The organism is Pseudomonas sp. 22072 (assembly GCF_052046095.1).
GTDB lineage: Bacteria > Pseudomonadota > Gammaproteobacteria > Pseudomonadales > Pseudomonadaceae > Aquipseudomonas > Aquipseudomonas paracarnis.
The window spans coordinates 1-10,200 of sequence record NZ_JBQEQE010000055.1 but is presented as its reverse complement, the minus strand read 5'-3'; the positions used below and the strand labels follow the sequence as shown (position 1 = coordinate 10,200).

The following is a 10,200-nucleotide window of genomic DNA, read 5'->3' as shown; positions in this document are numbered from 1 at the left end:
GTGCCGAGTGGTGGGGCAAGAGCCCTTTGGTTACTTTGGGGCTCTTTTCCAAAGTGACCCGCCGTCAGGGCGGAACCCTAGGTGGCCGTTACCGCAGGAATGGATATGTACACAATCCACGGTGTTGACTGTCAGGCCGTCTTCGCAGGCAAGCCAGCTCCCACATTTGAATCGCGGGGCATCAGGTAGAAAGGCGTCGGCTGGCGGGCCGTCATCGCGGGCAAGCCAGCTCCCACATTGGGATCCTGGGGCGTCAGCCCGGTCCTACGCCTTGATCAACGCTACAAACGCCGCACACGCAGCGCTGCGATACGCGCCCTTGCGACTCAGGAGTGCCGCGGTGCGCTGCGGCAACGGTGGATTGATCACCACGGCATGCAGGCCTGCCTGGGCCTCGGCCAGTGCGCGGGGCAGGATGGTTGCCAGGGGCGTGCTGCGCACGATTTCGATGATCGCGCTGATGGAGTTGGCCTCCATGGCAATCTGCGGTTTAACCCCTTGTTGGTGGCAGTAGTCGTCGATATAGCGGCGGGTGGCGAAGCCTGTGTTCAGTAGCACCAGGGGCTGTTCGAGCCAGGCTGGTTGTGTGCGTTCTGGATGGCTGGCACTGACGACCAGGCTCAGCTCTTCGACAAACAGCGCCTCGCAGTGGATCTCCAGCCCATGCTCGCCGGTAAAGCCGATGCCGATATCCAGCAGGTCCTCGCCCAGGGCGGCTTCGATGCGGTCTTGGGTCAGTTCCTCAATGCTCAAGGTGATGCCGGGATACAACGCATTGAAGCGTGCCAGCAGCGGGCCGATCAGGTAGGCGGTGAAGGTCGGCGTCATGGCCAGGCGCAAATGCCCCCGGCGCAGGTCCTGCACGTCATGTATGGCGCGGGTGCCGGCCTGTAGATCCTGCAAGGCCAGCCGCGCATAACGCACATAGGCCTGCCCCGCGTCGGTCAGGCTGACACTGCGCCCGGAACGGTCCAGCAGTGGCGCGCCCAGGCTTTCTTCCAGTTGCTTGATCTGTTGCGACAAGGTCGGCTGCGACACGTGCAGCGCCTCGGCGGCACGCGTGAAATTGCGATGCTCGGCAACGGCCAGCAAGTAACGGATATGACGCAACAGCATGGGCAGCGCTCCAACTATAGGCATGACTTATAGAAAGCATAATAAACCGGTCTTGGACGCTATAACCGAAAACTTCCATCCTTGCCCCATCAGCGACGCAAGGAGAACCACCATGCAGCATCTCATCGACGGCTTTCGCAAATTCCAACGTGAAGCCTTTACCCCTCGCAGTGACTTGTTCAAACACCTGGCGACCACGCAAAACCCCGGCACCTTGTTCGTGTCCTGCTCTGACAGCCGCGTAGTCCCCGAGCTGTTGACCCAGCAGGAACCCGGTGACCTGTTCGTCATCCGTAACGCCGGCAACATAGTGCCGTCCTACGGCCCGGAACCGGGAGGCGTGTCGGCCACAGTCGAATATGCCGTAGCGGTGCTGGGCGTCAGCGACATTGTGATTTGCGGGCACTCGGACTGCGGTGCAATGACTGCAATTTCTACCTGCAAATGCCTGGACCACCTGCCCGCCGTGGCCAACTGGTTGCGCCATGCCGAGTCGGCCAAGGTGATCAATGCAGCCCGTACGCATGCCTCGGACGCTGCCCGCCTGGATGCCTTGGTGCGCGAAAACGTGGTCGCCCAACTGGCTAATCTCAAGACCCACCCTTCGGTCGCCCTGGCGCTGGAACAAGGCCGGATGAACCTGCATGGCTGGGTGTACGACATCGAAACCGGCGGCATCGACGCTTTGGACGGGCACACCGGGCGCTTCGTCTCCCTGCTCGACCACCCCAGCACCCGCGCCCACGCCGCCTGAACCTTATTCAACCCAAGAGGACGTCACCATGTTGCAATCCCAATTCGCCCAAACCCCACGCCTGGCCCTGGCCGACACCGTTATCGACCTCAAGGCACGCAAAAACCTGTCGTGGCAGGACCTCACCGACGGCACCGGGCTGAGCCTGGCATTCGTCACCGCAGCCCTGCTCGGCCAGCACCCGCTGCCCAAGGAGGCGGCCGACATCGTGTGCGGCAAACTCGGCCTTGACGAGGACGCCAGCCGACTGCTGCAAAGCGTCCCACTGCGCGGCAGCTTCCCGAGCGGTGTGCCGACCGACCCAACCATGTACCGTTTCTACGAAATGCTGCAGGTCTACGGCTCTACCTTGAAGGCCCTGGTGCATGAGCAATTCGGCGACGGCATCATCAGCGCCATCAACTTCAAGCTGGACATCAAGAAAGTCGAAGACCCGGACGGCGGCTCCCGTGCGGTCATCACCCTGGACGGCAAATACCTGCCGACCAAACCCTTCTGATTTGCCGCCAACCGTCTACGCTCTTGGCACACCAACAAGAACGAGGGACGGGTAAATGAAGAGACTGCTCCGATTCACCTGGCTGCTGCTGTTGTGTTGCAGCCAGGTGCATGCCGCCACGGCACAGGAAGCGGATGCCCAAGCCGCCAAGGCCCTGCTGGAAAAAGCCTTGGCGTACTACCACAAGCAAGGTGACAAGGCCTTCGCCGCCTTCAGCCGTCAGGGCGAGTTCATCGACCAGGACCGCTATGTGTTTGTGGTCGATACAAAAGGCGTGCTGTTGGCCAGTGGCGGGCCCTCCTCCGCGCTGATCGGTCGCGATGTGTCCGAGGTGCTCGGGCCCGACCTGCAAGCCTCGTTCAAACAAGCCCTTAGCGTGCCCGAAGGCCAGGGTATCCAGCAGGCTGACTATCGCTGGCAGAACTGGAATGACGGCAAGGTCGAACACAAGCATGTGTTTTATCAGCGGGTGGGCGAACGCATCCTGGCGGTCGGTTATTACTTGCCGCGCGCCACGCCGGAACAGGCACGGGCGCTGCGCAACAAGGCGGTGGAGGCGTTGGTCAAGGATGAAACCGGCACGCTCAAGGCGATCAACTCTTTGCAGGGTGGCTTCCTGCAAGATGACCTGTACGTGTTTGTGGTGGACCTGAACACCCGGCGCTACGTCGCCCACGGCACCAACCTGCGCCTGATCAACACCGACTTCGCCAAGATCAAGGACCCGGATGGCAAACCAGTGGGTGTGCCGATCCTCCAGATGATGGCCGAACAGGACCAGGGCGAATACAAATACCGCTGGAAAAACCCGGTGACCGGCAAGGTCGAGAACAAGCATGCCTATGTGCGCAAGAGCGGGCATTTCATGGTTGCGGTGGGGTATTACAGCCCCTGATCCTGATCGTTCCCACGCTCTGCGTGGGAACGCCGCCTGGGACGCTCCGCGTCCGCTTATCTAACTTTGTCTTCACGGCCGCGCAGTACCCGATTCGGCATCGCTATCGCAGCGGCCAACCCCAGCAGCGACACCGCCGCACTCACCATCAGCAAATGCCGGAACGTCACCGCCAACTCGTCGCGCAACGCATCCTGCGCCGGGCCGGGTGCGGCGTTGAGGCCGTCGAGCAGTACGTTGCCGGAACTGCCTTCGGCCACCAGTGCGCCGCTCGTCAAATGGGCGAAACTGGAATCGTGCAACAGCGCCAGCAGCAACGCCGACATGCAAGCCACCCCCACTGCCCCGCCCAGGGAGCGAAACAGGTTGGTGGTGCTGGTGGCCACACCGATATCCCGTTGCTCTACCGAGTTCTGCGTACCCACCAACGAGGTCGGGAACTGCATGCCGGCGGCGATACCGCACAACAACATGAAGACGCTGGTGAGCGCCACCGCCTGGGGCGCGCTGTAGGCCATGCCGAGAATCGCCAGCGGGCTCAACACCGCGCCGCTGAGGATCATCGGTTTATAGCGGCCGGTCACCGAGGTCATGCGCCCGGCGAAATACGCGCCCATCGGCAAGCCCATCGCCAACGGCAGCAAGTGCAGGGCTGCGCTGTCGGCACCAGCGCCGGTCACGGTCTGGTAGCGCAGGGGCATCAGCACCGTCAGGGAAATCGCCTGGAAGCTGGTGACGAAAATCGTGCACCAGCACAACACCGCACTGCGGTTGGCAAACAAGTGCATCGGCAACAGCGGTTCCCGTGCGCGGCGTTCGTGCCATACAAACACGCTCAAGGCCAGCAGGGCACAGGCCAGCAACCCCAGCACTTGATCGTCACGCCACGAATGGCCCTGGCCGATTTCAGTGATGCCCAGCAACAAGGCGGTGAGGCCGACGATCATCAGCACCGTGCCGAGGTAATCGATGATCGGCTTGCGCTGCGGCACCGGCAGCCCCACCAGAGTGCGATGGGCCACGTACCAGGCACCGACGCCCAGTGGCAGGTTGATCAAAAACACCCATCGCCACGACAGGTACTCGGTCATATAACCGCCCAGTACCGGCCCGGCCACGCTGGCCACCGCGTACATGCTGCTGAAATACCCCTGATAACGTCCCCGTTCGCGGGGAGGAATAATGTCGCCAATGATCGCCTGGCTCACCGAGACCATCCCGCCAGCGCCGATACCCTGCAGAACCCGCGCCAGCACCAGTTGCTCCATGCTTTGCGCAAGGCCGCAGAACAGCGACGCGAGGGTGAACACGCCCATGCCGATGAGCATCATGGGGCGGCGCCCATACAGGTCACCGAGCTTGCCGTAGATCGGCACCGCCACGGTCATCGCTACCATGTAGCCGGAGATCACCCAGGCGAGCAGGTTGACCTCATGGAACTGTGCGGAAATGGCCGGCATGGACACGGCGACAATGGTCTGGTCCAGGGCACCCAGGAAGATCGCCATCATCAGCGCGACCAGGATACTGCGCACGGCGGGAACGGTTGGAGCGGGCTGATTGAGGTGTGTCACGGCAGAACCTTCGAGCAGGGCCCACAGGCAACGGTCACCGGTGGGAATGCTCGATACGATAGCAGGCTATTCGATAGGCTCGTAAGGAAGGCCGACGTAATTTTCTGCGATGGTTTTACGCCCAGCCTCGGAGCGAATGAAATAGTCCAGTTCGCTTTCGGCAATACGCTGGCTGAAGTCATCCGCCTGGGGAAACTGATGCAGCATCGAGGTCATCCACCAGGAAAACCGCTCGGCTTTCCACACTCGGCGCAGGCAGATTGCCGAGTATTTTTCCAGCAAGTCCAGGCGCCCTTCGCGGTACACCTTGAGCAAGATGCGGAACAATGTGCTCACATCACTGGCCGCCAGGTTCAAGCCCTTGGCACCGGTGGGCGGCACAATGTGCGCGGCATCGCCGAGCAGGAACAGGCGCCCGTACTGCATGGGTTCCACCACAAAGCTGCGCAGCGGCGCGATGCTTTTCTCGATTGACGGGCCGGTCACCAATTGTTCGGCCAATGAGTCGGGCAGGCGGCTTTTGAGTTCATCCCAGAAACGTTCATCCGCCCAGTCTTCCAGCTTCTCTTCGACCGGCACTTGCAGGTAGTAACGGCTGCGGGTCGGCGACCGCATGCTGCACAGCGCAAAACCCCGCGCATGTTTGGCGTACACCAGTTCGGCATGTACCGGCGGCGTGTCGGCCAGCACGCCCAGCCAGCCGAAGGGATAGACCCGTTCGAACACCTTCAGCGCTTGCGCCGGTATCGACTGGCGGGCCACGCCATGGAAACCGTCGCAGCCGGCAATGTAGTCGCACTCCAGGCGACAGGCTTGGCCTTCATGCTCGAAGGTCAGCCATGGCTGTTCACTTTTCAGGTCATGGGGCTGAACATTGGAGGCTTCGTACAGGGTAATGGCACCCGCGGCTGCGCGGGCGGCCATCAGGTCGCGGGTGACCTCGGTCTGGCCGTAGATCATCACCGACTGGCCGCCGGTCAAGGCCTTGAGGTCGATGGAGGTGAGTTGGCCATTGAGGGCAATATCAAACCCGTCGTGCACCAGACCCTCGGCGTCCATGCGTTGGCTGACGCCGGCTTCGCGCAGCAGGTCGACCATGCCCTGTTCCAACACACCGGCGCGGATACGGCCTTGTACGTAATCGGCGCTCTGACGCTCTAGAACGAGGGTCTGGATGCCAGCGTTGTGCAGCAGTTGGCCGAGCAGCAATCCGGAAGGACCGGCACCAATAATGGCGACTTGGGTTTTCAGGGTTTTCATTATTTTTATGACCTTCAAGCTTCACGCGAACGTATGGAGTGAAAGAGTTGTCATTGCTCTTGTGGCTGACATTTTTCACTTGAGTGAGGCTCATAAGAAGGTGAAAACTGCGTCAAAACCTGTGCTTTTCGCCAATCGGGGCGATTACCGAACCATTATCCTGAGTATCGGATTGAAACCATGACCAAAACCGCGATTCCGGTCTTCAAGCTTTACGGGGAAAGCCAGCAGTGGCCGACTCCCGATTTGTTGCACTGCGAAACCATTTCCCGGCGCAGTCGGGAATACCAGTGGGAAATCCAGCCCCACCGGCACGCGGACCTGTGCCAGTTGCTGTATGTGCACAAAGGCCAGGCACAACTGGAAATCGAGGGCCAGCGCACCACGCTTAACGAGTCGAGCCTGCAAGTGCTGCCACCGCTGTGCGTGCATGGCTTTCGTTTTTCCGAGGATGTGGAAGGGTTTGTGGTAACGCTTTCGGCGCCGCTGGTCAGCCACTTGCAGGCGCAACTGGGCTCTACCGTCGATGGCCTGCACACACTCGGCAGCTACCCGGCGGGCAAGGACAGCGATTACTTGAACAGCCTGTTCGTACGCTTGCAGGACGAATACGCCGATGACCAACCGGCACGGGACATGATGCTGCACGCCTTGGTCAGCGTGTTGTTGGTATGGGTCAGCCGCCAGGCGATCCAGCGCCGCCATCCACGCGCGCCGCGGGGTCGTGAGTACTTTCGGCGGTTTACGCAACTGGTCGAACAGCATTACCGCGAACACCCGAAGATTGAAGACCTGGCCCACAAGCTGGGCATCTCGGTCTCACATTTGAACGGGACGTGTCGGGAGTTGGGTGGGCAACCGGCGTTGCAGATCATGCATGACCGCCAATTGCTGGAAGCCAAGCGCCTGCTGACCTACACCAGCATGACCATAAACGAGATGTCCGAAGTGCTGGGTTTTTCCGACCCGACCAACTTCTCACGGCTGTTTCGCCGCAGGGTCGGGTTTTCACCCAAGGCGTTTCGTGAACAATTGAAGGCAGAGCAGCCTACCTGAGCGCACTGAAACTACCGGTGCGGGGAACGCATTGGTCCTGATGGCAGCTGATAGCGAACGCCGCTGGCTGCATGCGCGTTTGCTCGACGCGGTAGGCGGCAGTCCCATACAGCGCTGTTGCCAATGCGCAGAGGGTGAAAATTGTCAGGTACTTTCTGGTTTTAATGCTCATGGCACAGACCTCTGAACGGATCTACAGGGTGCTGTTTAAAGCATAGGTCAACTTGCCCTGATGCGATGCCATTCAGCGCGCTTATTTCAGCTCAAAGCCCGACATCCCAACCCGGCTCTTCAGGAAAGCGCAGCACCAGGAAATCCAGGAGGCTACGCAACGCCGAAGGCATGTGTTTGCGTGAGGCGTACACCGCATAAATGTTCATTTGTCGTGGCTCGGCGTGCGGCAGCAAGCGCACCAACTCCCCACTGCGAATCAGCTCGCCGGCCTGATAACTGGGCAGCATCGCCACCCCTGCCCCGGCCAGCGTCACGCGCATTAACGTGCTGGCCTCGTTGGCCGTGATATTGCCGTGGACCGGCACCGAAACGTGCTCTCCGTTTTCTTCGAAATGCCACAGGCTCTTGCCGAAGTAGGAGTGGGTCAGGCAATTGTGCCGGGCCAGGTCTTCGACTTTCTGCGGCGCCGGATGCTCGCGCAGATAAGCCGGTGTAGCGCACACCACCGAGCGACATACGGTCAGGCGCCGGGCGATCAGGTTGGGGTCCAGATCGTTGCTGGTGCGGATCGCCAGGTCGATGCGCTCGTCCACCAGGTTCACCGTGCGATCAAGCATCTGCAAATCCACCGTCACCAAGGGGTAAAGCTTGACGTATTCGGCAATCGCCGCGCCCAGCTGCGCCTGGCCGAACGAGGTGCTGACGCTCAGGCGCAACAGACCTCGGGGCGCGTCATCGGGTTCGCTGACGGCGGCCTGCATGTCCCCACACAAATCCAACAATTGCCGGCAACGCGGTAGTGTTTCACCCCCGGCGGCAGTGAGGCTGAGCTTGCGCGTGGTGCGGTGTAGCAGGCGTGCACCCACCCAGTCTTCCAGCTCCGCCAGGTAACGCGAGACCACCGGGCGCGACAGGTCAAGGTGGTCGGCGGCGGCGGATTGGCTGCCCAGGTCCACCACGGTGACAAACACGCGCATTGCTTGAAGACGATCCATGATTTGCCCGCTTTTAGAAACAAACTATGTCCCAGCATCGCATTTTTTGTCGCGTTTTATGCAACTAAGCTCTGTGCATCCTTTATCTATGGCAGGAGCTGCCCGATGTTCTCGACCTTCAAACGCTTGACCCTGGCTACTGCCGCCCTGGCATTCGCTGCCCACGCAGCGGCGGCAGAGCTGAAACTGGACGTGTACAACCCAGGCGAAGCCGCGATCTTCCCGGTCAGCTCGGTGCTGGTGAGCGGCGAGAAAGACGCGATCCTGGTGGATGCGCAATTCGGCAAAGGCCAAGCCGAGCAACTGGTGCAGAAGATCCGCGCCAGCGGCAAACGCCTGACCACCATCTACATCAGCCATGGCGACCCGGACTACTACTTCGGCCTGGACACCCTCACCGCCGCTTTCCCCGACGCCAAGGTGCTGGCGCCGCAGCCGGTGGTCGACCATATCAACGCCACTGTCGCCGACAAGCTGGCCTTCTGGGGCCCGAAAATGGGCGCAGACAAACCGGCCAAGACCCTTGTACCGCAGGTACTTAAAGGCCACAGCCTGACCCTGGAAGGACAGCAGCTTGAAGTGGTGGGCCTCGACGGCCCGCAGCCAGATCGCAGCTTTGTGTGGATCCCGTCGATCAAGGCCGTGGTTGGTGGTGTGGTTATCGCTGAAAACATCCACGTCTGGATGGCTGATACCCAGAGCGCGCAATCCCATAAAGACTGGTTGGCCACCCTCAAGCGCATTGAAGACCTGAAACCGAACACCGTGGTGCCAGGCCATTACCTGGGCACGCCATCGCTGGCCTCGGTCAACTTCACCGCCGATTACATCAAGGCCTTCGACCTCGAAACCGCCAAGGCCAAGGACTCCGCCGGCCTGATTGCGGCCATGAAAAAACGCTACCCCACCCTCGCCGACGAAAGCTCGCTGGAACTGAGCGCCAAAGTCGCCAAGGGCGAAATGAAGTGGTAACTGGCTTTAAACCTTAACCCTGTTGGAGAACATCATGAGCAAGATTGCAATCATTGGTGCCACCGGCCGCGCCGGTAGCCAACTGCTGGAAGAAGCGCTGCGTCGCGGGCATACCGTCACCGCCATCGCCCGCAATACCGACAAGCTGGCTGTGCGTCCAGGCGTTACGGTCAAACAGGTTGATGCCCTGGATGCCGAGGCCTTGCAACACGCCATCAGCGGTAGCGACGTGGTGATCAGCGCGGCGCACTTCGCCACCCTTCCCGCCAGCGCCGTGATCGGCCCGGTGAAAAAGGCCGGGGTGAAACGTTTGTTGGTGGTCGGCGGCGCAGGTTCGCTGTTGTTGCCCGGTGGCGGGCGCGTGATCGACAGCGAAGGGTTCCCGGCTGAATATAAAGCTGAAGCCAGTGCCGGGGCTGACTTCCTGGAAACGTTGCGTCAGGAAAAGGAGCTGGATTGGACCTTCCTGTCGCCATCGGCCCTGTTCGACGGCACCGAGCGCACGGGCAAATTCCGCCTGGGCACGGATGAGCTGCTGGTGAACAGTGACGGCAACAGTTCGATCAGTTTTGCCGACTTCGCCATCGCCATGCTGGATGAAGTGGAAACACCGAAGCATTCGCGCCAGCGCTTTACCGTCGGTTACTGACCCAACGCCGTCAACGCTAAACACGATGCGAAGCGAGTAGCTCTTGATCTGCTCTTGATCTGCTTTTGATCTTGATCTTAAGCGCCCCGTTAAACCACGCTGGCCGGAATTCGACAGGGATTTGGGGGGTAAACCGGCAGGGATGCCGGTTTAGCCGCCCCGCGCCATGGATGGCGCGTGGCGGCGGCCCCCCAAATCACTGGCGGATTACGGGCACACCGAGCCTAGGCGAGGTGCCGAGTGGTGGGGCAAGAGC

11 protein-coding genes are annotated in these 10,200 nt (G+C 60.9%); 6 read left to right on the top strand and 5 right to left on the bottom strand.

Annotation, left to right across the window (positions count from 1 at the left end; genetic code table 11):
• Positions 1-264 precede the first annotated feature (264 nt).
• A complete protein-coding gene (gene cynR / locus ACTJLA_RS26650; protein WP_205547103.1) occupies positions 265-1,116 on the bottom strand; it encodes a transcriptional regulator CynR in 852 nt (283 codons plus the stop codon).
• A gap of 112 nt (positions 1,117-1,228) precedes the next feature.
• Between cynR and ACTJLA_RS26645 the strand changes: the two genes are divergently transcribed.
• Genes ACTJLA_RS26645 through ACTJLA_RS26635 form a run of 3 tightly spaced genes read left to right on the top strand, consistent with a single transcriptional unit; the run spans position 1,229 to position 3,264 of the window.
• Positions 1,229-1,870 (top strand): carbonic anhydrase, encoded by a 642-nt coding sequence (locus ACTJLA_RS26645; RefSeq protein ID WP_003189587.1) that lies wholly within the window; start codon positions 1,229-1,231, stop codon positions 1,868-1,870.
• Positions 1,871-1,898: 28 nt separating this feature from the next.
• Positions 1,899-2,369 carry a cyanase gene (gene cynS / locus ACTJLA_RS26640; RefSeq protein ID WP_014717475.1) on the top strand — a complete coding sequence of 157 codons (471 nt, stop codon included), beginning with the start codon at positions 1,899-1,901 and terminating at the stop codon, positions 2,367-2,369.
• A gap of 55 nt (positions 2,370-2,424) precedes the next feature.
• Positions 2,425-3,264 (top strand): cache domain-containing protein, encoded by an 840-nt coding sequence (locus tag ACTJLA_RS26635; protein WP_034126612.1) that lies wholly within the window; start codon positions 2,425-2,427, stop codon positions 3,262-3,264.
• Between the two features lie 56 nt (positions 3,265-3,320).
• Here ACTJLA_RS26635 and ACTJLA_RS26630 read toward each other — a convergent pair whose 3' ends face one another.
• Both ACTJLA_RS26630 and pobA read right to left on the bottom strand, forming a co-directional pair.
• The gene (locus tag ACTJLA_RS26630; protein ID WP_057975677.1) at positions 3,321-4,838 is read right to left on the bottom strand and encodes an MDR family MFS transporter; all 1,518 of its coding nucleotides are present in this window, start codon (positions 4,836-4,838) and stop codon (positions 3,321-3,323) included.
• A gap of 66 nt (positions 4,839-4,904) precedes the next feature.
• Positions 4,905-6,089, bottom strand: a complete 1,185-nt coding sequence (gene pobA / locus ACTJLA_RS26625; RefSeq protein ID WP_173647468.1) for a 4-hydroxybenzoate 3-monooxygenase — start codon at positions 6,087-6,089, stop codon at positions 4,905-4,907.
• 189 nt (positions 6,090-6,278) lie between these two features.
• Here pobA and ACTJLA_RS26620 point away from each other — a divergent pair, with 189 nt between their 5' ends.
• Positions 6,279-7,154, top strand: coding sequence for a helix-turn-helix domain-containing protein (locus tag ACTJLA_RS26620; protein ID WP_014717471.1), 876 nt, complete (start codon positions 6,279-6,281; stop codon positions 7,152-7,154).
• Here the strand turns inward: ACTJLA_RS26620 and ACTJLA_RS26615 are convergent.
• Together ACTJLA_RS26615 and ACTJLA_RS26610 are read right to left on the bottom strand one after the other, a co-directional pair.
• Complete coding sequence (locus tag ACTJLA_RS26615; RefSeq protein WP_003189580.1) at positions 7,147-7,326, bottom strand: hypothetical protein; 180 nt, start codon at positions 7,324-7,326, stop codon at positions 7,147-7,149. The two genes, ACTJLA_RS26620 and ACTJLA_RS26615, sit on opposite strands and share 8 nt — an antisense overlap.
• A gap of 91 nt (positions 7,327-7,417) precedes the next feature.
• The gene (locus ACTJLA_RS26610; RefSeq protein WP_034126609.1) at positions 7,418-8,323 is read right to left on the bottom strand and encodes a LysR family transcriptional regulator; all 906 of its coding nucleotides are present in this window, start codon (positions 8,321-8,323) and stop codon (positions 7,418-7,420) included.
• Positions 8,324-8,428: 105 nt separating this feature from the next.
• On the opposite strand from ACTJLA_RS26610, the gene ACTJLA_RS26605 reads away from it, so the two are divergent.
• A complete protein-coding gene (locus ACTJLA_RS26605) occupies positions 8,429-9,295 on the top strand; it encodes an MBL fold metallo-hydrolase (protein ID WP_236454514.1) in 867 nt (288 codons plus the stop codon).
• A 34-nt stretch (positions 9,296-9,329) separates the two neighbouring features.
• The gene (locus tag ACTJLA_RS26600; protein WP_089041229.1) at positions 9,330-9,944 is read left to right on the top strand and encodes an NAD(P)-dependent oxidoreductase; all 615 of its coding nucleotides are present in this window, start codon (positions 9,330-9,332) and stop codon (positions 9,942-9,944) included.
• Positions 9,945-10,200: the final 256 nt, after the last annotated feature.

What these genes read in the sequence shown, in the direction of transcription:
- cynR (WP_205547103.1), bottom strand. Translation starts at nt 1,116, where the DNA reads ATGCTGTTGCGTCATATCCGTTACTTGCTGGCCGTTGCCGAGCATCGC.
- ACTJLA_RS26645 (WP_003189587.1), top strand. Translation starts at nt 1,229, where the DNA reads ATGCAGCATCTCATCGACGGCTTTCGCAAATTCCAACGTGAAGCCTTT.
- cynS (WP_014717475.1), top strand. Translation starts at nt 1,899, where the DNA reads ATGTTGCAATCCCAATTCGCCCAAACCCCACGCCTGGCCCTGGCCGAC.
- ACTJLA_RS26635 (WP_034126612.1), top strand. Translation starts at nt 2,425, where the DNA reads ATGAAGAGACTGCTCCGATTCACCTGGCTGCTGCTGTTGTGTTGCAGC.
- ACTJLA_RS26620 (WP_014717471.1), top strand. Translation starts at nt 6,279, where the DNA reads ATGACCAAAACCGCGATTCCGGTCTTCAAGCTTTACGGGGAAAGCCAG.
- ACTJLA_RS26615 (WP_003189580.1), bottom strand. Translation starts at nt 7,326, where the DNA reads ATGAGCATTAAAACCAGAAAGTACCTGACAATTTTCACCCTCTGCGCA.
- ACTJLA_RS26610 (WP_034126609.1), bottom strand. Translation starts at nt 8,323, where the DNA reads ATGGATCGTCTTCAAGCAATGCGCGTGTTTGTCACCGTGGTGGACCTG.
- ACTJLA_RS26605 (WP_236454514.1), top strand. Translation starts at nt 8,429, where the DNA reads ATGTTCTCGACCTTCAAACGCTTGACCCTGGCTACTGCCGCCCTGGCA.
- ACTJLA_RS26600 (WP_089041229.1), top strand. Translation starts at nt 9,330, where the DNA reads ATGAGCAAGATTGCAATCATTGGTGCCACCGGCCGCGCCGGTAGCCAA.